Annotated in this window: 30 protein-coding genes; 16 read left to right on the top strand and 14 right to left on the bottom strand. The window is 53.2% G+C overall.

Features of this window, described 5'->3' with window-relative positions; translation table 11 throughout:
- The 3 genes from JMF85_RS07495 to JMF85_RS07485 form a co-directional block, all read left to right on the top strand.
- The coding region (locus JMF85_RS07495) for a c-type cytochrome (RefSeq protein WP_201317993.1) at positions 1 to 377 on the top strand (377 nt) is incomplete at its 5' end.
- Positions 378 to 450: 73 nt separating this feature from the next.
- Complete coding sequence (gene mnmM / locus JMF85_RS07490; protein WP_127610539.1) at positions 451 to 1,023, top strand: tRNA 5-(aminomethyl)-2-thiouridylate-methyltransferase MnmM; 573 nt, start codon at positions 451 to 453, stop codon at positions 1,021 to 1,023.
- A 156-nt stretch (positions 1,024 to 1,179) separates the two neighbouring features.
- Positions 1,180 to 2,145 carry a type I phosphomannose isomerase catalytic subunit gene (locus JMF85_RS07485; protein ID WP_155615856.1) on the top strand — a complete coding sequence of 322 codons (966 nt, stop codon included), beginning with the start codon at positions 1,180 to 1,182 and terminating at the stop codon, positions 2,143 to 2,145.
- A gap of 148 nt (positions 2,146 to 2,293) precedes the next feature.
- On the opposite strand, the gene JMF85_RS07480 is transcribed toward JMF85_RS07485, so the two are convergent.
- The 5 genes from JMF85_RS07480 to JMF85_RS07460 form a co-directional block, all read right to left on the bottom strand.
- Positions 2,294 to 4,060: a B12-binding domain-containing radical SAM protein gene (locus JMF85_RS07480; protein ID WP_127610535.1), complete on the bottom strand. Its 1,767-nt coding sequence runs from the start codon at positions 4,058 to 4,060 to the stop codon at positions 2,294 to 2,296.
- Between the two features lie 113 nt (positions 4,061 to 4,173).
- Positions 4,174 to 4,404, bottom strand: a complete 231-nt coding sequence (locus tag JMF85_RS07475; RefSeq protein ID WP_054796892.1) for a DUF2789 family protein — start codon at positions 4,402 to 4,404, stop codon at positions 4,174 to 4,176.
- A gap of 286 nt (positions 4,405 to 4,690) precedes the next feature.
- Entirely contained in the window at positions 4,691 to 5,593 is a 903-nt protein-coding gene (locus JMF85_RS07470) for a glycine betaine ABC transporter substrate-binding protein (RefSeq protein WP_155615855.1), read from the bottom strand.
- A gap of 1 nt (position 5,594) precedes the next feature.
- Entirely contained in the window at positions 5,595 to 6,437 is an 843-nt protein-coding gene (locus JMF85_RS07465; RefSeq protein ID WP_054796891.1) for an ABC transporter permease, read from the bottom strand.
- Positions 6,424 to 7,632, bottom strand: coding sequence for a quaternary amine ABC transporter ATP-binding protein (locus JMF85_RS07460; RefSeq protein WP_127610531.1), 1,209 nt, complete (start codon positions 7,630 to 7,632; stop codon positions 6,424 to 6,426). Before JMF85_RS07460 ends, JMF85_RS07465 begins: the two co-directional genes overlap by 14 nt.
- Before the next feature lie 259 nt (positions 7,633 to 7,891).
- Here JMF85_RS07460 and JMF85_RS07455 point away from each other — a divergent pair, with 259 nt between their 5' ends.
- The gene (locus tag JMF85_RS07455) at positions 7,892 to 8,467 is read left to right on the top strand and encodes a GbsR/MarR family transcriptional regulator (protein ID WP_236595766.1); all 576 of its coding nucleotides are present in this window, start codon (positions 7,892 to 7,894) and stop codon (positions 8,465 to 8,467) included.
- A gap of 67 nt (positions 8,468 to 8,534) precedes the next feature.
- On the opposite strand, the gene JMF85_RS07450 is transcribed toward JMF85_RS07455, so the two are convergent.
- A complete protein-coding gene (locus tag JMF85_RS07450) occupies positions 8,535 to 8,885 on the bottom strand; it encodes a YuzC family spore coat inner layer protein (RefSeq protein ID WP_141336326.1) in 351 nt (116 codons plus the stop codon).
- A 128-nt stretch (positions 8,886 to 9,013) separates the two neighbouring features.
- Here JMF85_RS07450 and JMF85_RS07445 point away from each other — a divergent pair, with 128 nt between their 5' ends.
- The 5 genes from JMF85_RS07445 to JMF85_RS07425 all read left to right on the top strand — a co-directional run bounded on the left by JMF85_RS07445 (position 9,014) and on the right by JMF85_RS07425 (position 13,055).
- Entirely contained in the window at positions 9,014 to 9,589 is a 576-nt protein-coding gene (locus JMF85_RS07445; RefSeq protein ID WP_306439381.1) for a YitT family protein, read from the top strand.
- A 194-nt stretch (positions 9,590 to 9,783) separates the two neighbouring features.
- Positions 9,784 to 10,701, top strand: coding sequence for an RluA family pseudouridine synthase (locus JMF85_RS07440; RefSeq protein ID WP_164751972.1), 918 nt, complete (start codon positions 9,784 to 9,786; stop codon positions 10,699 to 10,701).
- A 635-nt stretch (positions 10,702 to 11,336) separates the two neighbouring features.
- Complete coding sequence (locus JMF85_RS07435) at positions 11,337 to 11,513, top strand: helix-turn-helix transcriptional regulator (protein WP_127610508.1); 177 nt, start codon at positions 11,337 to 11,339, stop codon at positions 11,511 to 11,513.
- 301 nt (positions 11,514 to 11,814) lie between these two features.
- Positions 11,815 to 12,801, top strand: coding sequence for a Gfo/Idh/MocA family protein (locus tag JMF85_RS07430; RefSeq protein WP_141336324.1), 987 nt, complete (start codon positions 11,815 to 11,817; stop codon positions 12,799 to 12,801).
- 2 nt (positions 12,802 to 12,803) lie between these two features.
- Positions 12,804 to 13,055, top strand: coding sequence for a hypothetical protein (locus tag JMF85_RS07425; RefSeq protein WP_174817613.1), 252 nt, complete (start codon positions 12,804 to 12,806; stop codon positions 13,053 to 13,055).
- A 57-nt stretch (positions 13,056 to 13,112) separates the two neighbouring features.
- Here the strand turns inward: JMF85_RS07425 and JMF85_RS07420 are convergent, their stop codons facing one another.
- The gene (locus tag JMF85_RS07420; RefSeq protein WP_054796886.1) at positions 13,113 to 13,475 is read right to left on the bottom strand and encodes a VOC family protein; all 363 of its coding nucleotides are present in this window, start codon (positions 13,473 to 13,475) and stop codon (positions 13,113 to 13,115) included.
- A 354-nt stretch (positions 13,476 to 13,829) separates the two neighbouring features.
- Between JMF85_RS07420 and cls the strand changes: the two genes are divergently transcribed.
- The 5 genes from cls (at position 13,830) to JMF85_RS07395 (ending at position 18,241) form a co-directional block, all read left to right on the top strand.
- Positions 13,830 to 15,275 (top strand): cardiolipin synthase, encoded by a 1,446-nt coding sequence (cls, locus tag JMF85_RS07415; protein ID WP_201317992.1) that lies wholly within the window; start codon positions 13,830 to 13,832, stop codon positions 15,273 to 15,275.
- Between the two features lie 184 nt (positions 15,276 to 15,459).
- Positions 15,460 to 15,726, top strand: coding sequence for a metal-sensitive transcriptional regulator (locus JMF85_RS07410; RefSeq protein ID WP_127610124.1), 267 nt, complete (start codon positions 15,460 to 15,462; stop codon positions 15,724 to 15,726).
- A 160-nt stretch (positions 15,727 to 15,886) separates the two neighbouring features.
- Positions 15,887 to 16,216 carry a DUF1904 family protein gene (locus JMF85_RS07405; RefSeq protein ID WP_127610100.1) on the top strand — a complete coding sequence of 110 codons (330 nt, stop codon included), beginning with the start codon at positions 15,887 to 15,889 and terminating at the stop codon, positions 16,214 to 16,216.
- A gap of 93 nt (positions 16,217 to 16,309) precedes the next feature.
- On the top strand, positions 16,310 to 17,272 hold the full coding sequence (gene msrA, locus JMF85_RS07400; protein ID WP_127610102.1) for a peptide-methionine (S)-S-oxide reductase MsrA: 963 nt from the start codon (positions 16,310 to 16,312) through the stop codon (positions 17,270 to 17,272).
- 21 nt (positions 17,273 to 17,293) lie between these two features.
- Positions 17,294 to 18,241, top strand: a complete 948-nt coding sequence (locus JMF85_RS07395) for an alpha/beta hydrolase (protein ID WP_230876374.1) — start codon at positions 17,294 to 17,296, stop codon at positions 18,239 to 18,241.
- Positions 18,242 to 18,316: 75 nt separating this feature from the next.
- On the opposite strand, the gene JMF85_RS07390 is transcribed toward JMF85_RS07395, so the two are convergent.
- Both JMF85_RS07390 and JMF85_RS07385 read right to left on the bottom strand, forming a co-directional pair.
- Complete coding sequence (locus tag JMF85_RS07390; protein WP_201317991.1) at positions 18,317 to 18,637, bottom strand: 50S ribosomal protein L33; 321 nt, start codon at positions 18,635 to 18,637, stop codon at positions 18,317 to 18,319.
- 175 nt (positions 18,638 to 18,812) lie between these two features.
- Positions 18,813 to 19,034, bottom strand: coding sequence for a DUF1128 domain-containing protein (locus JMF85_RS07385; RefSeq protein WP_127610106.1), 222 nt, complete (start codon positions 19,032 to 19,034; stop codon positions 18,813 to 18,815).
- 119 nt (positions 19,035 to 19,153) lie between these two features.
- On the opposite strand from JMF85_RS07385, the gene JMF85_RS07380 reads away from it, so the two are divergent.
- Entirely contained in the window at positions 19,154 to 19,555 is a 402-nt protein-coding gene (locus JMF85_RS07380; RefSeq protein ID WP_054796881.1) for a secondary thiamine-phosphate synthase enzyme YjbQ, read from the top strand.
- Between the two features lie 103 nt (positions 19,556 to 19,658).
- Here JMF85_RS07380 and JMF85_RS07375 read toward each other — a convergent pair whose 3' ends face one another.
- The 3 genes from JMF85_RS07375 to JMF85_RS07365 all read right to left on the bottom strand — a co-directional run bounded on the left by JMF85_RS07375 (position 19,659) and on the right by JMF85_RS07365 (position 22,428).
- Complete coding sequence (locus JMF85_RS07375; RefSeq protein WP_127610108.1) at positions 19,659 to 20,243, bottom strand: TetR/AcrR family transcriptional regulator; 585 nt, start codon at positions 20,241 to 20,243, stop codon at positions 19,659 to 19,661.
- Positions 20,244 to 20,312: 69 nt separating this feature from the next.
- Complete coding sequence (locus JMF85_RS07370) at positions 20,313 to 20,954, bottom strand: YigZ family protein (protein WP_054796880.1); 642 nt, start codon at positions 20,952 to 20,954, stop codon at positions 20,313 to 20,315.
- Between the two features lie 118 nt (positions 20,955 to 21,072).
- Positions 21,073 to 22,428 (bottom strand): glucose-6-phosphate isomerase, encoded by a 1,356-nt coding sequence (locus JMF85_RS07365; RefSeq protein WP_127610110.1) that lies wholly within the window; start codon positions 22,426 to 22,428, stop codon positions 21,073 to 21,075.
- 153 nt (positions 22,429 to 22,581) lie between these two features.
- On the opposite strand from JMF85_RS07365, the gene JMF85_RS07360 reads away from it, so the two are divergent.
- Complete coding sequence (locus JMF85_RS07360) at positions 22,582 to 23,835, top strand: NAD(P)-binding domain-containing protein (RefSeq protein WP_127610112.1); 1,254 nt, start codon at positions 22,582 to 22,584, stop codon at positions 23,833 to 23,835.
- 103 nt (positions 23,836 to 23,938) lie between these two features.
- On the opposite strand, the gene ppnP is transcribed toward JMF85_RS07360, so the two are convergent.
- Both ppnP and tkt read right to left on the bottom strand, forming a co-directional pair.
- Positions 23,939 to 24,256, bottom strand: coding sequence for a pyrimidine/purine nucleoside phosphorylase (gene ppnP / locus JMF85_RS07355; protein WP_054796878.1), 318 nt, complete (start codon positions 24,254 to 24,256; stop codon positions 23,939 to 23,941).
- A 16-nt stretch (positions 24,257 to 24,272) separates the two neighbouring features.
- Positions 24,273 to 26,276 carry a transketolase gene (tkt, locus tag JMF85_RS07350; protein WP_141336321.1) on the bottom strand — a complete coding sequence of 668 codons (2,004 nt, stop codon included), beginning with the start codon at positions 26,274 to 26,276 and terminating at the stop codon, positions 24,273 to 24,275.
- Positions 26,277 to 26,518: the final 242 nt, after the last annotated feature.

Genomic DNA, 26,518 nt, shown 5'->3' with positions numbered 1-26,518 from the left:
CCGAGCCGCAGCGAGCGCCGGTTGCGCCAGGCAAGGTGACGGCGCCGGCGGTGGCAACCTCGGAGCCGGGTTCCGGCTCCGGCAGCAGCGGCTTCGCCGCCCCGGCGAAGCCGCGCGAGCCCGCGATGGCGGAGCCCGCGGCTGCCGATGTGTCGGCGCAGGCCCAGCCGCTCTACAAAGATAATTGCCTCGCCTGCCACGGCGATCAATTGCAAGGAAACGTCGGCCCCAGCCTGTCGAAGGTCGGCGGACGGAAATCGAAAGCGCAGCTCGTGGAACAGATTCGAGAAGGCAGCAGCGATATGCCCGGCTTCAAGGAAACCTTAAGCGAAGAAGAAGTGGAAACGTTGGCCGCTTGGCTGACCGTGAAGAAATAAGTGAAGAAATAAGCGACTATACTTAAGAACTTGTACGACTGAACACTGATGCAGGAAAGGAAGTCGTTCGTCCTTGGGATTCATCTCTATTCTTAGTTTCGCGCATAAATTAATGGAAGAACGCGTACAGGCCGGCGAAACGGTCATCGATGCCACCGCCGGCAACGGCGTGGACACGGTGTTTCTGGCCAAGCAAGTCGGCACGGGGGGCATCGTGTACGCCTTCGATATTCAAGAAACAGCGATCGCATGCACCGCGGCACGCTGCGCGCAAGAAGTGCCGGGGCACCGGGTGGAGCTCGTTCTCCGCAGCCATGCGGAGCTGGCCGATGCCATTCCCGTAGAGCACCACGGACGGATCGCCGCCGTGGCGTTCAACCTCGGCTATTTGCCGGGACACGATCACGGCACCGTCACGCTGCCCGACTCCACGCTTGCCGCGCTGCAGGCTGCGGCCGGACTGCTGCGCCGCGGCGGCATCATCACGATCGTGCTGTACACGGGGCACCCGGGCGGACCGGAAGAAGCCGAAGCCGTGGAAGCTTGGGCGGCCGCCCTGCCGCAAGCGGACTACCAGGTGCTCACCTACCGATTCCTGAACCAACGCAACCGCCCGCCTTATGTCATCGCTATTGAAAAAAGATAGTGTTGTATACCCGAAACATCCCCTTTAGATCCAAAAGCGGGATGCTTTCTTTGTATAGACGGTCTCTCGCGCTATAGCGCATTCCCGCTTGAATTGATATAATTTTCAAGAAGTGAGAGGATTCAAGAGACACGAAAGTAGGGAGCGCGCAAAACCATGAAACCATACCCGTTGAAATGCAATCCGGAGTTTAAAGACAGAGTGTGGGGCGGGCGAGCCTTGGAGCAATTCGGCTTAGCGCTGCCCGAAGGTCCTATCGGCGAAGGCTGGATGATCGGCGATCACCCGAACGGCACGACAACGGTCGCGAACGGCGAGCTGGCCGGGCTCGGACTGGATCGAATTCGCGAGTTATACGGGAAAACGCTGTTCGGGAGCAAAGGCTTCTCCGAGAAAAACGGCCGCTTCCCGCTGCTGATCAAGCTGCTGGATTGTCAGGACGACTTGTCGGTGCAGGTTCATCCGAACGATCATTACGAGCGTCTGCCGCAAGGCGAACTCGGCAAAACCGAAATGTGGTACATCCTGGACGCCAAACCGGGCGCCAAAATCATATACGGCTTACAAGAAGGCGTCACCCGCGAACAGTTGGCGGCAGCGATTGCAGACAACCGGATCATGGACTGCCTCCATGAAATTTCCGTCGAAGCCGGGGACAGCTTCTACATTCCGGCCGGTACGGTGCACGCTCTCGGCGCCGGCGTACTGGTCGCGGAAATTCAGCAAAACTCCGACAGCACCTACCGGCTGTACGATTACGACCGGCTCGGATTGGACGGCAAGCCGCGAGAGCTGCATATTGAAGATTCGTTGAACGTTATCGCCTATGAAGGATCCGGCGCGACTTATATGAAGACGGAGCTGAGCGGACCGCAGCAATGGCTAACCCTCGTCCAATCCCCTTTCTTCATCACCGAAAAAGGCCGAGTCGAAGGCGAATGGAGCCTGCAAACCGTGCCGGACAGCTTCGTCATCCATATCGTCTGCGAAGGAACGGGCGCAATCCGCTGGGCAGACGGCGAACTCGCCGTGAAAGCCGGCGAATGCTTCTTGCTTCCGGCGAACTTGGGCGACTACGCACTCGCGGGCAGCATGACCGTGCTGCGCAGCTATTTGCCTTAAATTCAACCGTTCGGCTATGTGGGCCGGACGGTTTTTTTGTACCCTTGCGCCTTTACCGCCGTCGTTTCGCTGTTATCCGTTTGAGCGCATGAAAACCCAAAAAAGCGCCCCTGACAGGGCGCCTCTTGGCCTCTTGCGAACTTGCCGGTTAAGCCCCGGCCGGCTCCAGCGACAGCGTGAACGGCTGCGGCTTGAGCGACGCGTCCGGGGGAAAATAGACGATCAGCAGCTGATCGCTCGACCGGTCCAGCACGCCCTCTTGCAAATATCGGTCGAGGCGGAACGGCAGCACTTCAATCATGACGTGCTTGTGCAGCTCCTTCTCCCCGATTCCAAGCGCGGCGAATCGTGACGATACGGCTTCGGGACGCTCGGCGAGCGCCCGCAGATATTCCGCCTGCGCGGCTTTATCGAGCGAGAAATCCCACCAGATTTTTCGCGGCTTGTACTTGTGGTTCAGGAAATAATCGAGCTTCATCAGACCCTCGATCACCTCGAGTCCCTCCGTCCCCCGATGCTTCAGAAATGCATGCAGCCGGGTGAATAAATCCTCGAGCTGGTGGCCGATTTTTTGCCAGCCCCGCTCCTCCCAATAATCCCCGAACTCCTGGAAAAAATCGAAGGCGGACGTAAATTCCCGCTTAATCAAATAGTTCACCGTGTGATCCATCCGGTGAGCGTTCCAGTACTTCTCCAGCACGTCCTCCACCCGCTTGATCCGCACCAGGTCGGAGAACGGCAGGATGTTGTTGCCGAGAATTTCATACGGTGCGTGATCCATGTATTTGTAGCCGTATTTGTCGGCATCATGCCGCATCCCGGTGCCGCGCAGCATTTTCAAGAAGCCGAGCTGCAGCTCTTCCGGCCCGAGGGCAAATACGTCGTTGAATGTTTTGCGGAACGAATCGTAATCTTCCTCAGGCAGCCCCGCGATCAAATCGAGATGCTGATCGATTTTGCCGCTCTCCTTCACCTTCGTGACCGTGCGGGTCAGCTTGCTGAAATTTTGCCGGCGCTTGACGAGGCTGTTCGTCAGGTCATTGGTGGACTGCACGCCGATCTCGAAGCGGAAGACGCCCGGCGGCGCATGCTCCGCCAAATAATCAAGCACCTCGGGACGCATGATGTCAGCCGTAATCTCGAACTGGAAGACGCAGCCCTGATGATTGTGAATAAGAAACTCGAACATGTCCATCGCATAGTCGCGTTTAATATTAAACGTGCGATCGACGAATTTGATCAGCTTCGCTCCGGATTCAATCAAGTAAAGCAAATCGCTCTTCGTCCGTTCCACGTCAAAATAACGCACGCCGACTTCGATCGACGACAAACAGAACTGGCAGCTGAACGGACAGCCCCGGCTCGTCTCGAAATATACGACACGGTTCGCCAAGCTCGGCACATCCTCAGCAAACCGATGCGGCGTCGGGATCTGGTCGAGCGCCAGCTTCGGCCGCGGCGCATTCAGGATGACGCGGTCTTCTTTGCGATAAGCGAGGCCAAATACGCTGTAGAACGCGCGGTCCCCTTGAAGCTCCGTCAATAGATGGTGGAAGGTTTCCTCGCCTTCGCCCATGACGATATAATCCACTTCCGGCAGCCGTTTCATCCAATACTCCGTATCGTAAGAAACCTCCGGACCCCCGAGCACGATGACGACCTCCGGCATAATTTTCTTCAGCATGCCGATGACGACAATCGTCTCCTCGATGTTCCAGATGTAACAGGAAAAGCCGATGACCGCCGGTTCGCGCCGATACAGGTCCGAGACAATGTTCATCGCGGGATCTTTAATCGTGTACTCGGCGATTTGGATGTCCGGGAAGTCCTGCTGGCTGAACGATTTCAAGTACCTCAGGGCTAGTGACGTATGGATATATTTGGCGTTTAATGTGGATAATACAATGCTTTTCATGATATATACAGAACCTCTTTATTCTCGCGGACGAGTGGTGTAAAGTATCCTTATTCTACACGGAAACACGTATGAACACAAAAAAAGAAAATGGAACCCTTCGTCCATTTTCCTTATTCATACAAGCCGCCTCCCGGCTGCATCCAATCCGTATTCGGAGTTACCGCATCGAGCATAAATGCATCCTGCCCGGTTTCGGTCCAAATATTCGCTTGCGACATCAGCTGCTCTTCCACCAGCTCCTTCTGCGTAACGAGCGCATCCACGTCTCCGCCGCTTTGCTCGATCGTGTGCTGGAGCCGGTTTCGTTCCTCAAGCCGTTTGGCCATTTGATATAAAATCATAGTTGTTCCAACGTCCTTCCCTTTGTGAATACTTACCTTTATCATACAGCGCGAACATTAAGACAAGATTAGACGAATATCAACGTTTCGTTAAAATCTCTTTTTTCAGGGTATGCGGTATGGCATCTTATCTTTTGCAGGTTCAACAAAAAACATGCAAAAATTCCTCCCTAAGGAACATACCTTTCACACCGCAACCCGCAAAAAAGCGCTGCACCCAAATACATAGGGCAGCAGCGCTTGCTCCATCATCTTGTTCAATAGGCGCGAGGCGCGCAAGAGCCTTTTATTTCTTTTTCAAATCCTCTATGGAATCAATATTCATATAAGAAGGAACGACAAGGCCGATTTTCGTACCGTTCAAATTCGGGCCCAAATCTTCGAATTTGCCTTGATACTTGTCATAGTAATCTTTATGGGTGGTCGGCAGCCAGGCAGCTACAATGGCGTCGGCATCGCCGCCCGCAATTCCGGCCCACATCGGTCCGGCCTCCACCTGCAGCATTTCGACCTTATAACCTAACTTGCTTTCGAGCACTTGTTTCACAACATTCGTGCTTGCAATCTCGGAATCCCACGCTACATACGCAAGCTTAAGCGTCTTCCCTTCTGCCTTTGGAATATCTTTTACCCACTCGTCTACCTTCGCACCGTTGTCTTTAATCCAATCAGCAGCCGCTTGCTCCGGTTTTTTCCCCTCTTGTATGGCTACCATGACTTTCGCCATATCGTCGGGCGACCACTCGAACCTGTCCAGCAAAGCGTGAGCGGACGGATGATCATCTTTTAACCCGTTTCTTGCAATCGTATGAATTTGCTCATCGCCCCCGTACACGCCTTTAGGATCTGCTAAATATTTCAGCTCGTATTTGGCGAATTTCCAATGCGGGGTCCATCCTGTCACGATGATCGGTTTTTTATCTTTGTAAGCTTTATCCAACGCTGCGGCCATCGCTGCACCGGAGCCCTCCACAAGCTTCCAATCCTTCAAATCGTATTCCTTCAAAGCTTTTTCCGTAGACTTCATGAGACCTGCGCCGGGATCAATGCCGATGATTTTGTAGTCCACCTGATCCCCTATAAACTCGGAGGAAGCGGTCGACGATTCCTTCCCGCATCCCGTCAGGGCAACGACACTCGAAATGCCAATAACCGCAAGCACCTTCATTAATTTGGATGGATTCGACATATTACCCTCTCCTTTTCTGCTTTCTTTTGACCAAATGCTGCGATAATCGATCCAGCAAAATAGCAAGAATAACAATACATAAACCCGCTTCAAAACCTTGTCCGGTTTTAATTTGGGTAACTGCGCGATACACATCCGCACCAATCCCCTGCGCTCCAATCATCGAGGAAATAACAACCATCGATAGAGCCAGCATAATCGTTTGGTTGATACCGGCCATGATGGAGGGAACCGCGAGCGGCAGCTGAATCTTAAACAGCTTTTGATTAGGCGTTGATCCGAATGCTTCCCCGGCTTCTATTAAATCGTGCGGCACTTGGCGTATGCCCAAATTCGTCAGCCGAATCGTAGGCGGGACAGCGAAAATAACCGAAGCGATAACCCCCGGCACTACACCAAGACCGAAAAAGGTTACGGCCGGAATCAAATAAACGAATGCCGGCATGGTCTGCATGAAATCCAATACAGGCGTCAGCAGATTCTGAATCTTGTTATCCCGGGCACACAGAATGCCCAAGGGCACACCGAGGATAATGGAAATCGTGGCGGAAGTCATAACCAGTGCCAACGTATCCATGGTATGTTCCCAATAACCCAAATTATCGATTAAGAAGAGACCCAGCAAAGTAAATACAGCAAGAGAAGTGCTGGCAAACCAGTAGGCGACAGCGGCTAGAATGACCACCATCAATAATGAGGGCGGAAGCAGGAAAAGGAAGGAAAAGAAATCAACGATGCCTTCAATAACCGTGGAGAAGATATCAAACAGAACAGATAATCTGTCCTCCAAACCGTTGACGATGCTTTCAATCCATTCATCCAGCGGCAGCTTAGGTATGGTCATTCGCGCTTACCTCCTTCGGCAAAGCGTGGCCTGCCAACGCCCCAAGAACAGCGCCGCGAACAATGACCCCCATAATCCGGCCCGCTTCATTCACCACGCCTACGGGGTATTTGGACGTTCCGCATATATCGAACAAATCGTTAAGCAAGACATCGGGCGCAACTGTAGGCGTGTCCCTGATGACGATATCCTCCAGGCTTTTGCCTTCGCGCACCGCTTCCGATGCATGCTCTGCGGTAATGACGCCCAGCAGCCTCTTGCTTCGGTCCACGACAAAAAGATTCGATATGCCGCTCTCTCGCATTAATTGCAAAGCAACCCTCGGCCCCCGGTCCAGGCCGATTGTCTCCGGTCTTCGCATCACATGGGATGCCGTAAGAACTTTGGACAAATCCACATCCTCGACAAACCGTTCCACGTATTCATTCGCGGGATTGATCATGATTTCTTCAGGTGAGCCGATTTGTACAACCGCCCCGTCCTTCATTAACGCTATACGATCACCGATACGAAGCGCTTCATCCAGATCATGTGTAATGAAAATAATCGTTTTTTTCATTTTTTCCTGTAAATCGAGCAGCTCATCCTGCATGTCTTTACGAATGAGCGGATCAAGCGCACTGAATGCTTCATCCATTAGCAAAATATCCGGATCATTAGCCAAAGCTCTGGCAAGACCGACACGCTGCTGCATACCGCCGCTCAACTGATCCGGATAGCTATTGGCCCATGACTGGAGTCCAACCAGCTGCAAAGCTTCCGAGGCCTTTTTTTGTCGTTCCGTTTTCTCTATCCCCTGAACCTCTAATCCAAACTCTACATTTTCAAGTACAGTCCGGTGCGGAAACAGCGCGAACTTCTGAAAAACCATGCTTATTTGATTTCGCCTAACCTGTCTAAGCTGTTCTTGATTCATCTTCATGATATCTTTGCCTTGAATAAGGATACGGCCTTGTGTCGGTTCGATAAGCCGATTCAACAACCGGACTAACGTTGATTTACCGCTTCCCGACAATCCCATAATGACGAAGATTTCGCCCGGTTGGACGGAGAAATGAACCCGATTTACGCCTACCGTATGCCGCGTTTCTTTGTATATTTTTTCTTTGCTCCAACCCTGATCGAGATACGTCAATACGCTTTGCGGATCGTTTCCAAACACTTTAGTCAGGTCTGTAACTTCAATGATAGCCAAGGTGACACCCCCATTCCAATTCATTTCCAGTTCTGTACCAAGTCTAATGCAAAAATAAAGCCAGTGTCAACCGTTATATTCGTTTATATAGTTTGTTCTGTAAAAACTGTACAAATAGTTTCCTCCGAGTTCCTCCCTTTTCCTCCCGTATCCTTTTCAATCCCATCCTTTACTTTGTAATCATTGTTTCTTACAATAAGGCTACAATCAGAGTCAGCATTCAGCTTGGATGGACACCGACAGAGGAGTGGGTGAAGTGATTAACGAATTGACTGGCATCTCTGCAGCGCATGAACAGTCGATTCAAAAAGCGCGCAAACGCATTATTGAATCAATCGGCAAAAATATGGATTTATACGGAATTACTCTTTCTACCGGATTACTCTACGGGTTAATGTTTTTTCAGAATAAACCGATGACCCTCGACGAAATGGGAGAGGCCATGGAAATGAGCAAAACCAGCATGAGTACAGGAATTCGCACGCTGGTCGATCTCAATATGGTCAATAAAGTTTGGGAAAAAGGCTCGCGGAAAGACCAGTATGAAGTGGAAAGAGACTGGCATCAAACCTTTGCCGACTTTTTCGTTATTAAATGGCGCAAAGCTGTGGAACTGAATCTTCTTGCTCTCCGAAAGTCGCTTTCGGAATTAAACGAGCTGTCGGCCAAACATCCGGAGGAAGAGGTTTTGCAGGACTATCTCCGATCGGATATCGAGAAAATCAATCAAGCCATCGCTTATTATCTGTGGCTCGACCGTCTGATCGACACGATGGAATCGGGGGATATTTACCAATTGGTTCCTAAGGAACACGTTCCGGATAAACACATGTAATTAAAGAAAAAAAGCGTTGCTCCCTATCCAAAGGAGCAGCGCTTTTTTGTATTTGACTTGCAAGCACTCACCAGCATAAGCCCAGTTCAATACTGAAGCAGACTTGAGCATTCCGGGGGAGTAAGGTCACATGGATGCCAGTCGGATTATAACGTACTTTAAAGGGAGCATGTACCCCAACAGACTGAATTAACGCACGGACCTTGTCCGTTTGGCTTGCTTGACTTGCATCCATTACTTTCTTGGCGAATCCCTCTTGATATACAATGGCATGCAGCAAGGCATGAAGCTCCTGGGTCGGAGTTATAAAGCTTTGTGCCGATTGCTGAAAGTGTTGTACGTTGGGCGGCCTAAAAGCAAACGGAGGTCTGTGAACAGCATAGCCAGGGCTATAGACATGTGGATTGAACCCATCCATTTTGAATTCCCCTTCACCGAGTATAGCTCAATATACGTGTGAGCTGCGGGAAGTGTTACTGGGAACTGGGATTGTTTTCCTGGAAATTGCATATAAATCAGACATGCCTGATCTGGGAGCTGGTTTGTTTGTCTGCACAAAAAATTTCCGCTTTACTTTTCGGAAGTGTACTGATTTCAATCGGCATTAACTTTTTTCTGATGCCTTTTATGGTGTTGGATGGCGGACTCATTGGAATTGCCCTCATTATTAACTACTTGTCCGGCGCCAAAGTGGGGGTTGTTATGTTCATGTGCAGCATCCCCATTTTTGTATTAGCCTGGTTTTATTACCGCGAAATATTTTATACCAGCCTCTACGGCCTATTGGTATCGTCTATTTTTATCGATTTGCTGGCTCCGCTTCATTATCATTTCCTGTACTATATTAAGTTGACATCTTTCAGCAGCTCTGTGATCGGCGGGTTTATCGTAGGAACCGGAATCGGAATCATGTTGAGGAACGGGATCAGCACCGGGGGAACGGATTTGCTCGCACAGTATTTTTCGAAGCTGGTTTCTTTAAATGTAGGCGTCCTTATTTTTATTGTCGATGGCCTGATTATTTGCCTTGGAGGACTGCTGCTGTCGGCCGAAACGTTCCTGCTGTCTATTCTGACCATTACCGCGGGCGGGGTAGCGACCAGTTTTTGTACGCTGAAATGAAGAGTTCCTCGGGCCTGCTTCAGATGCACATTCCAAAATCCGGTCGCCGGCGCGCATTTCATTTCGCAAACGAACGGGGTCATGATATAGTAGTAGCAACCATGACACGAAACGGAGCGAATGGCATGAATAGAAAGACAACGCCTCCGAAAGTCGCAGCGTCCCCGCAAGCGGTGGACAAGGAGGTATCCCGCATGAGCAAGAGACAGAAGCATTCAGACGGAAGCCAGGCTAAAACCAAAGTATACACCGTCAAAGAACCGGCAGAGCTGCTGCCTTTTTTATTGAAGATATCCCATCTCGGCCGCAATTCCGTTAAATCTTTGCTCGCTCGCGGCCAAATATCGGTTGACGGTCAGGTCGTGACGGCCTACAATTTCCCGCTTCGCCCCGAACAAACCGTAACGATTCGAAAGGATAGGCTGCCGGAAAAACCAGCCATCATCGGGCTTACCATTATGCACGAGGATGAGGATATCATCGTGATTCAGAAGGAGGCCGGTTTGCTGTCGATTGCTTCTCCCCAAGAGATCGAAATGACCGCCTATCGGCAGCTCATGACCCACGTTCGTACGGACAATCCCCAAAATCGAATATTTATTGTGCATCGGTTAGACCGGGATACTTCCGGCGTCATGATGTTCGCCAAAAGCGAGCATGTTCAGCAGCTTCTTCAAAACTCGTGGCAGGATATGGTCCAGGAGCGCACCTACATTGCCCTTGTAGAAGGAGCGGTAAAGAAAACGGAAGGCACCGTTTCGTCGTGGTTGAAAGAAAGCAGCACATTAAAAATGTACTCCAGTCCTGTTCCTAATGACGGACAATACGCTGTGACCCACTACAAAGTGCTGCAATCCAACCGAAACTTTTCCTTACTGGAGGTCCATCTCGAAACGGGACGAAAAAACCAAATTCGTGTCCACATGCAGGATATCGGGCATCCCATCGTAGGCGATAAAAAATATGGCTCAAAATCAAAAGCGATCGGGCGACTCGGACTTCACGCACGGGTATTAGCTTTCCTCCATCCCACCAAGGGTGAACCGATGCGATTTGAAACAGACATCCCCAAGGCATTTCTAAGTCCTTTCCGAAACGCTTCTCCCCAGTAACTGCAACGCAGCTGGAGGATTCAGGCCCGCAGCAGCTAAAAGAAGGACGCTTATGCGTCCTTCCGGCCTTTGTATTACTGGTTGATCACCAAGATGTCAGCAGGCAGATTTCCCGTCCTCCGAAGGAATTGAATCTCGTTATTCGTAAGTCTGCGGCCAACCAGAATGAACGAGGATGTTACATTGTTAAAATTAAAATTTCTTAAGTCCGCTACGTTCTGGGATCCCCGAAATACGCGGAACGCCCCTCGGAAGTTTGTGCGCGAGAACAAAATAAGCGTGACTTGTCTCGGAATCGCGATATTTCGGAGTCGGAAGCTGGACAGGACATTGTTAAAACGGAATGCTCCCAAATCTCGAACCGCCACGCCTCCGCGCCTAAAGTCGATGCGTCGCCCAGTAAAGTTAAAGCCCGAGAAAAGAGAAAGTCTAACAAACCTATTGGCCATTAAATTGGATCACCTCTTTTGTAAGATGGTATCAATATATGACCATCCACTTCGGTTGGCTTAGACCTTTGTGACGCTCAAATCGTTATTTTTTATACTTATTGTCTATATTGGAAGTAAAAGTGAATCGTTCATGGCGAGGATAACGGTTCTCCATAACGAACCTTTCCGCCCTTGCTGTAAAACATGTTTGACACACCAATTTCACAAGGACGATTAGCTGAACTGTGCGCGGTTAGCCGTCAGACGATCAACGCTATTGAAAACAACAAATACGACCCGAGCCTACAGCTTGCTTTTGATCTTGCCAAACATTTAGGAGTTACGGTAGATGAATTATTTTTCGCGGAGGGAAAGAACTAATCATGCATACTCGAAAAATCGTCGCCATGATCACGGGGATCGCTGCCTTGGTTGTGATTTGCCATCTATAAAATTAAAGCCGGTCAAGAAGTCGGCTTTGTTGAAGTTATCACCATCGGCAGTTTGTTCATAATATTTTTTTCCGCTTTGACCTGGGGGACGAAGCACGGGCAGGACGGCATCTTGCAGGAGGAAGAGCTTGGCCGGCGAATAACGGAAAAGAGCGCAAAAATCAGTTCGCGCAAAAGCTCGTGGCAGTCAGACTGACGATCGAAATCATAAGAAGAAAGAGGAATAACTGATGATTAGATTTGGCATTATCGGAACCAACTGGATTACCGAAGAGTTCCTGAAAGCGGCGCAAGCCGCCGAGCATTTTACGTTAACGGCGGTGTATTCGCGAACGGAGGAGCGGGCCCGCGAATTCGCCGCCAAGTGGGGAGCCGCCACCGTGTTTACCGATATCGAGGCGATGGCTGCAAGCGATTCGATCGATGCCGTCTATATCGCGAGCCCGAATTCGTTCCACGCTAAGCAAGCGATCGTCCTTATGGACGGCGGCAAGCATGTCCTGTGCGAGAAGCCGATCGCCTCCAATGCGAAGGAGCTCGAAGCGATGATCGCAGCGGCACAGCGGAGCGGCATCGTTCTGATGGAAGCGTTGAAAACTACGCTGCTTCCGAATTTCTCCGCGATTCGCGCCAACGTATCCAAAATCGGACAAGTCCGCCGTTATTTTGCAAGCTACTGCCAATATTCATCCCGTTATGACGCTTACCGGAACGGAACCGTCCTGAACGCGTTCAATCCGACCTTCTCCAACGGAGCTTTAATGGATTTGGGAATTTATTGCCTGTATCCGTTGGTCGCCCTCTTCGGCGCTCCGAAGAGCATTCAAGCAACCGGCGTGATGCTGGACTCCGGCGTCGACGGCGCGGGCAGCATTCTGCTCTCGTACCCGGACATGGACGCGGTGGTCATGTACTCCAAGATCACCAGCTCTGCACTGCCCTCCGAAATACACGGCGAAGACGGCAGTCTGGTGATCGACAAGATCAACCAACCCGAGAAGGTGGAGCTCCGCTACCGGAACGGCCTGATCGAAGACGTGACGCGCCCCTCAGCGCAGCATACGATGTTCTACGAGATCGAGGAATTTATCCGGCTCATTCGCAGCGGTGAGCGCGAGTCTGCAATCAACTCCCATGCCGTTTCCTTGGCCGCGATGCGAATCATGGACGAGGCAAGGGCGCAAATCGGGCTCGTGTACCCGGCCGATATCGAGTAAACATGATGTTAGCCCGCAATCAGGCCGAGCTGCAGCGTCTCGCGCCGGACGTACTGCCGAAGCTGAAAGACGCCGCTATCTTCTGGGTCGCCTACCCGAAAAAAAGCTCGAAGCTGAAATCCGACATCACGCGTGACAGCGGCTGGGAAATTTTACAGCAAGCCGGTTACATCGGCGTCTCCTTGATCTCCATTGACGATACGTGGTCGGCGTTCCGCTTGCGTCAGGAGAAGTACGTGAAATCATCGGGCTAAACATCGGGAAATAAGCAACTGTTGTGTTGTTCTTATCCGTGGCGGACGGCGGCCGCATTACCCCCTCAACACGAACGAATGGCCGTCCTCGTCATGGAAAATAGCGAATGTGCCCCACTGCATCTTGTTCGGCTCCGCTTCAAAATGAACGCCGTTCGCTTTCATCGCCTGATACGTCGCATCGATGTCGGCGCATTCGAATACGAGCGAAGGCTTCAGCTCCTGCCAGTTTTTCATCATCGTCCGCGGGTATATAACCAGCGCCGTTTCCGCTCCTTTCGGCGCTACTTCAAGCCAGCTGCCGCCCGGACCCATCGACATTTCGCGAACGAGCTCGAAGCCGACCTTTTCCGTCCAGAACGTCTTCGCTTTTTGCTGATCCTCTACATAAACGGCTGCTGTTGCAATTTTACGAATCATCGCGATTCCTCCCTTTATGGTGTCTGCATATCCCCACTCTATCACGGAACTACCTGCTCGTCTTGTATAAATACGACATCCTGCGTCTGCCGGATCGATCCAGCCTTCAGCATTCTTCCGACACATAGCTTGCCCCATAATGGATAATCATTTCCTGACACCCGTCCGGCCAAATAACTTTGCCGCCGTCCGTCTCACGATAATCCCGTTCCAAGTATCAGAAACATTTGATGAGCGGCTGGAAATCTTCATAACGCATCCGGCGTCGTTTCACTTTCGAATAAATTGTATTATTATGAGGAGTGGACATGTTTCACAGGCGTATATCATTCATAGTCGAGGGGCTGACCGCTCATGGATATTATCAAGAACGGGTATTCCGTCATTTCCATACTGAACGTCCTGCTGGCGATAGCCGTCATCTTTCTCGAGCGGCGCAACGTAGGCGTCACGTGGGCCTGGATGATGGTATTGCTCTTCCTGCCGGGCGTCGGCTTCATTCTGTACTTGATTCTCGGCCAAAACTTGAGCCGCCGGAAGATTTACCGATTGAAGGACGACAAACGGCGGATCGTCGATACGCTCGTCGAGCAGCAGAAGGAAGATTTGCGCATGAACCGGATTCCCTATCACGATCCGGACACCGCCGACTACCAGGATATGATTTATATGAATTTATCGAGCGCTTATGCGTTGTACACGCAGGATAACGAAGTGGAAATTTTCACCGACGGCAATGAGAAATTCGACGCGCTGCTGCGGGATATCCGGGAAGCGAAGGATCACGTGCATATCATGTACTTCATCATTCGCAATGACAGCCTGGGGCAAAGACTCGTGGATGCGCTGACGGAAAAAGCGCGGCAAGGCGTTCAAGTCCGCCTGCTCTATGACGATATCGGCTGCTCCTCGCTGCCGCGCCGCTTCTTTCACAACCTGCGAGAGGCCGGAGGCAGCGTTGCTGCCTTCTTCCCTTCCCGCATTCCTTATGTGAACCTGCGGGTCAACTACCGCAACCACCGCAAGCTCGTCATCATCGACGGACAGATCGGGTACGTCGGCGGTTTTAACGTCGGGAATGAATACCTCGGGCTGAGCCGACGGTTCGGCTATTGGCGGGACACACACCTGAAGCTGGCAGGCGGTTCGGTGCTCCACATGCAGGCGCTGTTCTTCCTCGATTGGGGAATTGCGACGGGCGATCAGGTGCTGATCGAACCGCGCTACTTCCCGCTAGGGCAGCATCCGGGCCGTGTCGGGATGCAGATCGTCTCCAGCGGGCCGGACTCGGAATGGCAGCAGATCAAGAACGCCTACCTCAAGATGATCGTCAACGCCAAGGAGCACATCTACATCCAGACCCCTTACTTCATTCCGGACGAAAGCCTCATCACCGCTTTGAAAATGGCAGCCCTCTCGGGGGTCGACGTCAAGATCATGATTCCGAGCAAGCCGGACCACAAGCTGGTTTATTGGGCGTCGTTCTCTTATATCGGCGAGCTGCTGCAATGCGGCGTGCAATGTTATCTGTATGAAAAAGGCTTCCTCCACGCCAAAACGATCGTGACCGACGGCAAAATCGCGACGGTCGGTACGGCCAACATCGACATCCGCAGCTTCAAGCTGAACTTCGAAGTGAACGCGTTCATCTACGATACCGAAACGGCGGTCAAACTGAAGGAGACGTTCGAGAACGACATGCTGCACAGCAGATGGCTGACTCTTACGGCCTACGAGAGGCGATCGCTGCTTCATAAGTTTCGCGAGCCTTGTGCGAGACTGCTTTCGCCGATATTGTAGGGCGTCATCGTATGGCCTGCGGCCAGAGCGGAACGATAAGGCGCTATTCAAAACAAGCCGCAGATGCGAAAGTAAACCTGTTTATTTAACGTGATGAAATTCCAGCCGCTCTATTGTGCAAACCAGACAAATCCGGCATAATAATACTTATACTGGCACGGGTTTGGGTCATAGGAGGATTGGGATCGCTATGAATTATGACGACGATCTGAAGAAGCGTATGCGGCGGCTGGAAGGACAAGTTCGCGGCGTATTAAATATGATGGAAGAAGAGAAGCATTGTAAGGAAGTTGTCGCTCAAATCTCTGCAATCCGAAACGCCGCCGATAAAGCTATTGCCTGCATCGTTGCCAAAAACCTGGAACAATGCATCCTCGACGAGAAGGAAACCGGCGGAGATACAAGCAAAGTAGTGGCGGAAGCCGTTCAACTTTTAATCAAAAGCAGATAAGCCAAGAGGCTGTCCTTCGGTCAACGGACCTTCGGAGAGCCTCTTCGCCTACATGCCATACTCCTACCCGAACTGCCGCTGCATCGCCGCCCATTGAGACGCTCCTCGCCTCTCTGTTACAATAGAAGGAATGCTACCACCTGACAAGGAGCGTGGACTCATGCCCCATCTTATCACACGCGGCATCCCTACGGAATTCGTACGCGCCATTAGCCGTCCGCTCGTCGACGAGCTGGCCCGCGTATGCGACTGCGGGACGGACAACTTTACGATCGAGTGTCTCCAGACGACCGGCGTCTTCGACGGCGAATTGGTGCCTTCGTTTCCATTCATCGAAGTCGCATGGTTCGAGCGCGGTCAAGAAGTTCGCGACCGTTTCGCCCAAGCGGTGGACGCCCATTTGAAGACCGTCGGTATCTCGGAGGCGGAAATCGCTTTTGTCGCCTATCAAGAAGACAGCTACTACGTCAACGGAAAGCGGTTCGGGTAATCGCCCCGTGCAGAGCTAACGGGTGAACCGTCTGACAGATTGAGCTATAATGGAAGGATTGAATAATCAATATCAACTGCGAGGTGAACGAACATGTTGTCAACCAAAACCGAACTGGCCACTTTCGCCGGCGGATGCTTCTGGTGCATGGTATCTCCGTTCGAGGAACGGCCGGGCATCGTCAGCATCGTTTCGGGCTATACCGGGGGCCACACGACAAACCCGACTTACCAGGAAGTGTGCACCGATACGACGGGCCATGCGGAAGCCGTGCAAATCACGTTCGAGCCCGACGTTTTTCCTTATGAAGAGCTGCTGGAGCTGTTCTGGCAGCAGATTGACCCGACAGATGCGGGCGGCCAGTTTTGCGACCGGGGCTCCTCGTATCGAACAGCCATCTTCTACCATACCGAAGCTCAGCGTCAAGCGGCCGAAGCGTCCAAACGGCAGCTGCAGGAGAGCGGCCGATTCGACCGCCCGATCGTGACGCCGATCGAGCCTGCCGGCACGTTCTATCCGGCGGAAGAATACCATCAGGACTACCACAAGAAAAATCCGCTGCGGTACAAGATGTACCGGCGCGGCTCCGGGCGCGACGATTTCCTGAAGACGCACTGGAGCACCGACCAGGATAAAGCCGACCTGCTAGAACGGCTCACTCCGATGCAGTGGAAGGTAACGCAGGAGAACGGCACCGAACCGGCCTTCCGCAACGAATACTGGGATAACCACCGCGAAGGCTTGTACGTCGATATCGTTTCCGGCGAACCGTTGTTCAGCTCGCGCGACAAGTTCGATTCCGCTTGCGGCTGGCCCAGCTTCTCGAAGCCGCTCTCGGGCGGGATAATCGAGGAAAAGCAAGATTACAGCCATTTCATGATCCGCACCGAGGTTCGCAGCCGCAAAGCGGATTCGCATCTCGGCCACGTGTTCAACGACGGACCCAGGGAGCTTGGCGGCCTGCGGTACTGCATTAATTCCGCTGCACTGCGCTTCATTCCGAAGGAGGATCTGGAGCGCGAAGGGTACGGCCGGTACAAGTCGTTGTTTGAGTAAGAAGGAAAGGGATAACGTACGTTGCTAAGCGCCTTGATCGTTATTATCGCATTTATGGTATTAGCCGACATCGCCGCCAGCTTTTACTTTTACAACAAGGCCGTAGTCCGCAACGCGAAAGCTTTTCTCGCCAAGACCCCGGATCTGAGATCCGATCAACCTTTTCTCGCTCCCGAAACTCAAGCCTGGATCGAGGCGCAGTCTTTTCGGGAGGTGGAGATTGTATCGGACGACGGGCTAAAGCTCCGCGGCTATTATTTGGAAGCCGGCGCGCCTGCAGCCCATACCGTGATTTTGGCACACGGCTATTCGGGCCATGCGAAGCAGATGGGTGCTTTCGCGAAATACTATCATGAGCAGCTCGGGTTTAACGTACTGATGCCCGATCATCGAGGCCATGGGCGCAGCGAAGGTAACGTCATCGGATTCGGGTGGCTGGAACGCCGGGATTACTTGAAATGGATCGATTACATCGTAGGGCATGCCGGGGATCGATCGGCTATTATACTGCACGGCGTATCGATGGGCGCAGCTACGGTGTTGATGGCCAGTGGAGAGCCGCTGCCCGATCAAGTGAAGGCGGTGATCGCCGACAGCTCGTATACGTCCGCCAAAGACGAGCTTGGCTACCAACTGCAGCGCATGTATCGTCTGCCCCGTTTCCCGTTGCTCCAGAGTACCAGTCTTCTGACGAAAATACGAGCAGGTTATGCCTTCGACGAAGCTTCCGCGCTCGTTCAGGTGCGCAAAGCGAGGGTGCCGATTCTGTTCATCCATGGAGCCGCGGATAGGTTCGTTCCCTGCGAGATGGTTCACACTTTATACGAGAACTGCCGCAGCGAGAAGGATCTGCTCATCGTCGAGAACGCCGGTCACGGCAAATCTTACCAGGTCGATCAGACGACTTATCAGCGCACAATGACTGCATTTATCGGCAAATATATGCGGACCGAGGCCGCAGTGCTCTGATTCATCCGCTAACAGACAAAGACCCGTTCGCGCCTGTACAAACGCGAATGGGTCTTTGTCTTGGAATGATGCATGTTACCAAATAAACGGTCCGCCAAATCCGAATTCCGAGAACCCGCCTCCGAAGCCGCCTCCGAAGCCACCTCCGAAGCCTCCGAAGCCTCCGAAGCCGCCAGCGAATGGAGCTGTACCGATTGCGAGCAGATCGAACAAAACGAGTGGAATCACCGCAGAAGTCCGTACCTTCTTGTCTTTACCGCCGCCAACTGCAACGCGCAGCTCGCCGCCGCTTACTTGAACCAGCTTGCCGCTAACGACTGAACCGTCCTTCTTAACCGCATAAATGGATTTCCCCACCAGCTTGGCGACTTCTTGCTTGCCAACTGCCTTGTGCATCTACACCCACCTCCAATAAGATCGTCAGGCCAAGCCGCAGGCGGTTTGGCGTTAACGATATATTGTACGAGGCCTTCGTCTCATCTGATTGTACGGTCGTCCCGCTTAGCCGGCAAGATGTGTACTTACCCCCATTGTCGATCTTCCGGACCGGGTTGGCGCCTGGCTCCTTCCGTTAGCGGCGGAGCCGGCCGAGCTCGGTTGTAATCGCTTCTATTTCACTGATGCTGAATTGGTTTTTACCGGCCACCATGTCGTAAATGTCACGCAAATCTTCATATTGCGTATCGTTCAACGACACGGCCTTCAAAGCCGCTCCAGAAGCCATACGCAGCTTCTTTTTGATTTCCTCGATCATGAAATCGGTATTTTCCAATGTGTTTTTCGTAAGATCCATCTTTCGCGTCTCCCTCCCGCCTACTTTTCCGTATCGCCACTTATTGTACCATGTTTGGAGCGTCCGCGCCTTGTGTAATATAATGTTTAACGACGTTACCTTACAGAGGGGGAACCGCTATGATCCATAAGCTGCACCTGCGGACGAACGCGCACAGCGAAATGATCGACATCACGCGCCAAGTCCATGACCTGCTGAAGCAGGAACAAATGGAAGACGGCATCGCCGTCATTTATTCGCCGCATACGACGGCGGGCATTGCGATACAAGAGAATGCAGACCCGGACGTCCGGCACGACGTACTGATGCGCCTGGACGAAGTTTACCCGTGGGAGCATCCGAAATACCGCCATGCGGAAGGCAACACCGCTTCCCACCTGAAGGCCATGACCGTCGGCTCTTCGCAAACCGTATTGGTTGCAGGCTCAAGGCTAGTCTTGGGACGCTGGCAGGGCATTTACTTCTGCGAGTTCGACGGGCCGCGCGAACGCACTTGTCTGTTAAAGTTTATACGCGGGTAAGCGTCTCGAGAAAGATGAGTTCCAAAGCGAACAGGCAAATATACTTTACTGCACTGAAGCGTGGGGCTGCAAAAGTTCTTCGGTTGCCGCTTCTATAGGATGTTCACCCTCGCAGCCCCTCGCACAAATATTTGACATGCTGCTCTGCCAACTTGCGGACGTCTTCGAACGTTTGATTGTAATGAATATTATACGAAATGAATCCGTGCATCGACATGAACAAGCTCCAAGGCAAACTGTACATTTTCTTATCGTCTTTTTGGCGGGCAACGACCGACCGTACCACGGTAGCGAACAAGTCCAGGCACTGCGCTTGTTCGGTTCGTGAATAGCGCTGCAGCTCCTGATCCTTGATCATAAACATAATCTCGTAATGATTCGGATTGTCCAAACCGAACTTGATGAATTCCAGCATCAGCTTCTCAAGCTGCGCCATATCGCCCAGCCGGGTGCGGCGAAGCATGTCCTTCTGCCGTTCCAGCAGCATCCGGAAGTCCTCCGTAACCAGGGCGTAGAACAATTCCGCTTTCTCGCTAAAATGATAATACAATGCGCCGTGACTGTAGCCCATCGACTTTGCGATGCTTCGCATCGTTAAAGCATGATAGCCGTGTTTGACAAACAAATGGCGTGCCTCATCCAAAATACGTTGGCGGCTTAGCTCCTGCTCAACTGCTTTTCGTGCCACGTGGTTTCAACTCCCATTATAGTTAGGCCCATATGAAATGAATGATATATACTACAAGCCGCCGGCCTCCTATGCAGGAAGCTCGGCGTGCTCGACGTATCGACTTTCACCTTCTTGAATTTCACCTTGCCCTTGCGTCAGGTCGATCATCCATGCCATGAAGTGATCGGCATCCTTCGCAAGCGGCAAACAGCGCAAGGTCACTTTATCCGTAAACTCGGTCTCTTCCATCATCATCCCGCGGCCGCGCAGCTCGTTCTCCACCTTGCCGAGCCACGTGTAATCGATTGTCACCCGCACTTCCCGGTGAAGCACCTTATATACCTGCTCCGCCGCGGCCAGTCCGGCGACCGCTCCGTCGGTGTAGGCCCGGACTAAACCGCCTGCGCCGAGCAAAATCCCGCCGAAATAACGGGTGACGACAACGGCCACATTTTTCAGACCCTGGTTCTTGATAACCTCCAGAATCGGCTTACCCGCCGTCCCGCTCGGCTCCCCATCGTCAGACGCCTTCTGAATCTCATCGCGTTCCCCGATCAAATACGCCGAGCAGTTATGGGTAGCGTTCCAATGCTCCTTCTTAATGCTCTCGATAAAAGCAACGGCTTCCGCTTCATCGTGCACCGGTTTGGCAAATCCGATAAAGCGGGACTTCTTGATGACGATCTCGGCAGTGCCCAGTCGTTTCACCGTTCGATATTGCATCAACATGCGGGTTCAGGCCGCCTCCTTCCACACGTAAGCGGGCCTTGCGGCACATTGCTTGCAAAAAAAGCGATCACCCGGCAGGGTGAACCGCTTTGTTTTGCCGCTTCGTCCAGCGTCCGGCTTACTTGCCGAGTCTGGCTTCCAGCTCCGCCTTTTCCTTCTCATAACCAGGTTTGCCCAGAAGGGCGAACATGTTTCTCTTATATGCTTCCACACCGGGTTGGTCGAACGGGTTAACGCCGAGCAAGTAACCGCTGATACCGCAAGCTTTTTCAAAGAAGTAGACCATATAGCCGAACGTATATGGCGTCAAATCCGGCAGCGTAACGATCAGGTTCGGCACCCCGCCGTCGGTATGCGCCAGCATTGTGCCTTCGAACGCTTTTTTATTGACGAAATCCATCGTCTGGCCGCTAAGGAAGTTCAGTCCGTCCAAATCCTGAGCATCGGTTCCGATGACGATTTGTTCCGACACTTCCTTCACTTGAATGACGGTTTCGAACAGATTCCGTGTTCCTTCTTGAACGAATTGTCCCATTGAATGCAGGTCTGTGGAGAAGTCGACCGCCGCCGGGAAAATGCCTTTGTTATCCTTGCCTTCGCTCTCGCCGTAAAGCTGCTTCCACCACTCGGAAACGAAGTGCAGCGACGGCTCGTAGTTCACAAGAATCTCCGTCGTCTTGCCCTTACGGTACAGCGCATTGCGCACCGCTGCATATTGGTAAGCTTCGTTCTCGGCCAAATTCGGGTTCGCATACGCCTCACGGGCGTCAGCTGCACCGCGCATCATCGATTCGATGTCGATGCCGGCCGTTGCAATCGGCAGGAGACCTACCGCCGTCAGCACGGAGTACCGTCCGCCGACATCGTCCGGAATGACGAACGTTTCGTACCCTTCTTCGGTCGCCAGCTTCTTCAGCGCGCCCTTCGCTTGGTCGGTCGTCGCATAAATCCGCTCGCGCGCGCCTTCCTTGCCATATTTCTTCTCCAGCAGCTCGCGGAAAATCCGGAAAGCGATCGCCGGCTCCGTCGTCGTGCCGGATTTGGAGATGACGTTCACGGAAATGTCTTTACCTTCCAACAGCTGCAGCAGGTGCGTAACATAGGTCGAGCTGATGTTCTGGCCGACGAAATAAATTTCCGGCGTCTTCCGTTTATCCTTCGGCAGCAGGTTGTAGAAGCTGTGGGACAAGCTCTCGATGGCCGCACGCGCGCCCAAGTAAGAGCCGCCGATTCCAACGACGACCAGCGCGTCGGAATTCGACTGAATGCGCTTTGCCGCTTGCTGAATGCGGGCGAATTCTTCCTTATCGTAGTTCACCGGCAGATCGATCCAACCCAGGAAATCGTTGCCTGCTCCCGTTCCGTTGTGCAGCTGCTCGTGGGCTGTTGCCACCGCCCCCGCCAGGTAGTCCACCTCATGGCGTCCGATGAAATCTAATGCTTTGCTGAAATCAAATTGCAGTTTGGCCGTCATTAATTTCGTTTCCTCCGATCCGAACCTTCGTTATGTAACTGTAATTTTCGTAAATCCCTATAGAAATAGAATACTTGATCTGCCTTCGGTAACGCAAGAGAACATTCACAGGTTTCCCTCCAGATGCTAAAATGTATACAGGAGGGATTGCCAATGACAACGATCGGATTTATCGGTCTCGGCACCATGGGTAAGCCTATGGCCGCGAACCTGTTGAAAAAAGGATTTGAAGTCGTCGTCTACAACCGCAGTGTTGACAAAGCGCAAGACCTTGCGGCGTTGGGCGCCGAAATCGCCGCAAGCCCCGCCGGAGCGGCCAGAGGGGCCGACGTCGTCATCACGATGCTGAGCACCGACCAAGTCGTCCTTGACGCCGTGTTCGGCGAGAACGGCATCGTGCACGGCCTGCGGCCGGGACAAACCGTCATCGACTGCAGCACGGTTTCCCCGGAAACGAGCCGGAAATTATACGACGAGCTCGCTACGCATCTCGTTGACTTTCTCGACGCGCCCGTCACGGGCAGCCAACCCGCCGCAGAGAGCGGCACGCTCGTCTTCATGGTCGGCGGCCAGGAAGAGGTGCTTGAGCAGCGGCGCCCCGTGTTTGAGGCGATGGGCGCCAAGATCATGTATATGGGTCCTTCGGGCTCCGGCTCGTACACGAAGCTGGCGCACAATACGATGGTCGGCATTAACGCGCTGGCTTTGATGGAAGGCTTGTCCATCGCGGCCAAGGCCGGACTCGCGCCCGAGCAATTTCTCGACGTCGTACAGGCAGGCGCCGCTAACAGCAGACAAGCCGAAATGAAAGGGCCCAAAATTCTGCAGCGCGACTTCAGCAGCCAATTCTCGCTGCAATGGATGCTGAAGGATCTGCTCTTGGCCGGCAAGGTAGCCGACAGCTTCCAAATGCCCGCGCCTATGCTGCACAGCGCCACGGATATTTTCCAGATGGGTCTGGCCCGGGGTCTCGGCGAGCACGACCTTAGCTCCATTATTCAATGTTATGAGGAATGGATGCACCTGCAGGTGCAAGCGACGAACAAGGGAACCCCGGAGCTGGAAGCCGCGGAACGGCGCCGCAATGCCCGTGTGCGTCTGAATATCAAGCTGCACCTGTCCGTGTATCAATGGGAGCAGGAAGGCTCGTTCTCGGGGCAGCTGATCGAAGGTACGCTGGTCGACCTATCCGAGAGCGGCATACGCATCCTGAGCTCCTTCCCGCTGGCCCGCGACATGTTCATCGTGATCCACTTCCCGCAGGAAGCCGATCTGCCGCCTGTAACGGCGCGCATCATCCGTATCGACCAGGACCAGGATCAGTTCCTTTACGGCTGCATGTTGTCCGGTCTGCCTCCTTACGTACGCCTGAAGATCGAAGAATACATACGCAGCAAGTCTGAATAGCGCAAGCGTCTTGAAGCGCAGCCTCGCGCTGCGGCAAAAACCCCGGCGGTCGCCCTTCTCTCTTGGAGAAAGCGGCCGCCGGGGTTTTCTTCTGGAAGCAGGCTTATTCGTGAACGTAAGAGCAGATGTAGTCCGTAACCGTGCGTACGTCCAGCTTGAACTTCTCGCCTTTCGGTACGGTAAATTCAGCCGTACCGTTGATTTCGAGCCACTCGGAAGCGCCCGGCAGCAGTACCCTCAGTTCGCCGGCTTGAATCTCCATGATCTCCTTCACATCGGTGCCGAATTCATATTCGCCCGGCAGCATGATGCCGAGCGTTTTCTTCGTGCCGTCGGCGAAAATCACCGTGCGGCTGGTTACCTTGCCGTCGAAATATACGTTGGCTTTCGTGACGACGGTCACTTGTTCAAATTGCGACATGGGAACGAATCTCCTTCTATTTCAACAATTGTTTGACGCGTGCCACCACGTTCTCGACCGTAAAGCCGTATTCGCGGATGACGATCGGTCCCGGAGCGGAAGCGCCGAATTTATCGATGCCGAGCACGCTGCCTTGATCGCCGACGTAACGGTCCCAGCCGAACGGATGACCCATCTCAACCGCCAAGCGCGCTTTGACGTCAGGCAGGATGACCGAATCTTGATACTCTTGCGATTGCTTATCGAACAATTCCCAGCTCGGCATGCTGATGACGCGCACCGGTATGCCCTCTTCGGCCAGCTGCTTCTGCGCCGCAACGGCCAGCTGCACCTCCGTGCCGGTAGCGATGATTTGCGCCTGCGGCTTGCCGCCGGGCGCGTCGGCCAATACATAAGCGCCGCGCTCAAGCGCGCCGTTCTCGGAGCCTTCCAGCTTCGCCGCCGCTTGGCGGGAGAAGATGAGGGCGACCGGGCCGCGTTTGTTCGCTACCGCGTATTTCCATGCCGCCGCCGTTTCGCTGCCGTCTGCCGGACGGATGACGGTGATGCCCGGAATGACGCGAAGCGCCGCCAGCTGCTCGATCGGCTCGTGCGTCGGACCGTCTTCGCCGACACCGATGCTGTCGTGCGTGAAGACGTAGATCGCCGGCACGTCCATGATCGATGCCAGACGAATCGCCGGACGCAAGTAGTCGGAGAACACGAAGAACGTGCCGCCGAACACTTTCAAGCCGCCGTGCAGCAGCATCCCGTTTACCGCTGCGCCCATACCAAACTCGCGCACGCCGAAGTACACGTTGCGCCCGCTGTAATCTTTCGGCGTCAGCATGCCGAGGCCTTTCATGTGCGTCATGGTCGACGACTCGAGGTCCGCCGAACCGCCGATGAGTGACGGTACGCGCTGCGCGATCGCATTCAGCACGATGCCGGAAGCCGTACGCGTGCCTTTATCCGCCGGGATATCCGCCGGGATGCCTTCGTCCCAGCCTTCCGGCAAATCGCCGTTCACGGCGTCCTGGAACTGCTTCGCCAGCTCCGGATAAGCCTTCGCATAGGCGGCAAACTGTTCGTTCCACGCTTCGTACTGCGAGACGTTGCGCCTCTTCACATCCGCAAAATGTGCCCTTACTTCATCCGGCACATGGAAGTGATGCGTTTCGTCCCAGCCGTACGCTTTCTTCGTCAGCGCCACTTCGTCTACGCCGAGCGGCGAGCCGTGCGGACCGACATGGCCGCCTTTCCCCGCTTTGTTCGGGCTGCCGTAGCCAATTACCGTCTTCACTTCGATCAACGTCGGACGGTAGTCCGCTTGCGCGTCCAGCACCGCCTGATGAATCGCTCCGAGGTCGTTGCCGTCCTCGACGCGCAGCACTTGCCAGCCGTAACCCTCGAACCGCCGGGCGACGTTCTCGGAGAACGAAAGGTTCAATTCGCCGTCGAGCGAAATATCGTTCGAATCGTACAGCACGATCAGTTTCCCGAGCTTCAAATGGCCCGCGAGCGAAGCGGCTTCCGAGGAGAGGCCCTCCATCAGATCGCCGTCTCCGCAAATCGCGTATGTATAATGGTCGATCACCTGGAATTGATCACGGTTATAAACAGCAGCCAGATGCGCCTCAGCCATCGCCATCCCGACCGCCATCCCGAAGCCTTGTCCGAGCGGACCCGTCGTTGCGTCGACACCGGGGGTATGTCCCACTTCCGGGTGACCCGGCGTGCGGCTGCCCCATTGGCGGAAGTTTTTCAACTCATCCATCGATAAATCGTAACCCGAGAGATGCAGCAAGCTGTATAGCAGCATCGAGCCGTGGCCCGCAGAGAGGACGAAACGGTCGCGGTTCACCCACGTCGGTGCGTCCGGATTATGTTTCATCAGCTTCGCGAACAGCTCGTAACCCATCGGAGCGGCGCCCATCGGCATGCCGGGATGGCCGGATTTCGCTTTTTCAATGGCGTCGATGGAAAGTGTACGGATCGTATCCACCGATAGTTGATCGATTGTCTTGTTTGAAACGGTCATGAGTATCCTCCACTCCATTATTTTCTTGCTGCAATGTGGTGAAGCGGCTTGGCATGGTTGCAGCAAGATCTGGCCGATCACGTCTTTACAGTACGCAGTGCCAACTTGTACGTACATGTCCGGCGCATTTCAAATATCCCTTATTGTACCATTGTCTCTTTCAGTTTGCCATATCCAATCAACCTTCATCCCGAAATCTTAACGGATAAAAATTAATAAAATTACGCAAAGGATTTACTGTA

Origin of the sequence: Paenibacillus sp. EPM92 (assembly GCF_016586185.1) — a bacterium.
Lineage (GTDB): Bacteria > Bacillota > Bacilli > Paenibacillales > NBRC-103111 > Paenibacillus_G > Paenibacillus_G validus.
The sequence above is the reverse complement of the archived record's forward strand: the minus strand, read 5'-3'. Positions and strand labels throughout refer to the sequence as shown.

Bases quoted from the DNA above. Each gene is read 5' to 3' on its own strand.
- JMF85_RS07485 (WP_155615856.1), top strand. From the start codon at position 1,180: ATGAAACCATACCCGTTGAAATGCAATCCGGAGTTTAAAGACAGAGTG.
- JMF85_RS07480 (WP_127610535.1), bottom strand. From the start codon at position 4,060: ATGAAAAGCATTGTATTATCCACATTAAACGCCAAATATATCCATACG.
- JMF85_RS07475 (WP_054796892.1), bottom strand. From the start codon at position 4,404: ATGATTTTATATCAAATGGCCAAACGGCTTGAGGAACGAAACCGGCTC.
- JMF85_RS07470 (WP_155615855.1), bottom strand. From the start codon at position 5,593: ATGTCGAATCCATCCAAATTAATGAAGGTGCTTGCGGTTATTGGCATT.
- JMF85_RS07465 (WP_054796891.1), bottom strand. From the start codon at position 6,437: ATGACCATACCTAAGCTGCCGCTGGATGAATGGATTGAAAGCATCGTC.
- JMF85_RS07450 (WP_141336326.1), bottom strand. From the start codon at position 8,885: ATGGATGGGTTCAATCCACATGTCTATAGCCCTGGCTATGCTGTTCAC.
- JMF85_RS07440 (WP_164751972.1), top strand. From the start codon at position 9,784: ATGAGCAAGAGACAGAAGCATTCAGACGGAAGCCAGGCTAAAACCAAA.
- JMF85_RS07435 (WP_127610508.1), top strand. From the start codon at position 11,337: ATGTTTGACACACCAATTTCACAAGGACGATTAGCTGAACTGTGCGCG.
- JMF85_RS07430 (WP_141336324.1), top strand. From the start codon at position 11,815: ATGATTAGATTTGGCATTATCGGAACCAACTGGATTACCGAAGAGTTC.
- JMF85_RS07425 (WP_174817613.1), top strand. From the start codon at position 12,804: ATGATGTTAGCCCGCAATCAGGCCGAGCTGCAGCGTCTCGCGCCGGAC.
- JMF85_RS07420 (WP_054796886.1), bottom strand. From the start codon at position 13,475: ATGATTCGTAAAATTGCAACAGCAGCCGTTTATGTAGAGGATCAGCAA.
- cls (WP_201317992.1), top strand. From the start codon at position 13,830: ATGGATATTATCAAGAACGGGTATTCCGTCATTTCCATACTGAACGTC.
- JMF85_RS07405 (WP_127610100.1), top strand. From the start codon at position 15,887: ATGCCCCATCTTATCACACGCGGCATCCCTACGGAATTCGTACGCGCC.
- msrA (WP_127610102.1), top strand. From the start codon at position 16,310: ATGTTGTCAACCAAAACCGAACTGGCCACTTTCGCCGGCGGATGCTTC.
- JMF85_RS07390 (WP_201317991.1), bottom strand. From the start codon at position 18,637: ATGCACAAGGCAGTTGGCAAGCAAGAAGTCGCCAAGCTGGTGGGGAAA.
- JMF85_RS07385 (WP_127610106.1), bottom strand. From the start codon at position 19,034: ATGGATCTTACGAAAAACACATTGGAAAATACCGATTTCATGATCGAG.
- JMF85_RS07380 (WP_054796881.1), top strand. From the start codon at position 19,154: ATGATCCATAAGCTGCACCTGCGGACGAACGCGCACAGCGAAATGATC.
- JMF85_RS07370 (WP_054796880.1), bottom strand. From the start codon at position 20,954: ATGTTGATGCAATATCGAACGGTGAAACGACTGGGCACTGCCGAGATC.
- JMF85_RS07365 (WP_127610110.1), bottom strand. From the start codon at position 22,428: ATGACGGCCAAACTGCAATTTGATTTCAGCAAAGCATTAGATTTCATC.
- JMF85_RS07360 (WP_127610112.1), top strand. From the start codon at position 22,582: ATGACAACGATCGGATTTATCGGTCTCGGCACCATGGGTAAGCCTATG.
- ppnP (WP_054796878.1), bottom strand. From the start codon at position 24,256: ATGTCGCAATTTGAACAAGTGACCGTCGTCACGAAAGCCAACGTATAT.
- tkt (WP_141336321.1), bottom strand. From the start codon at position 26,276: ATGACCGTTTCAAACAAGACAATCGATCAACTATCGGTGGATACGATC.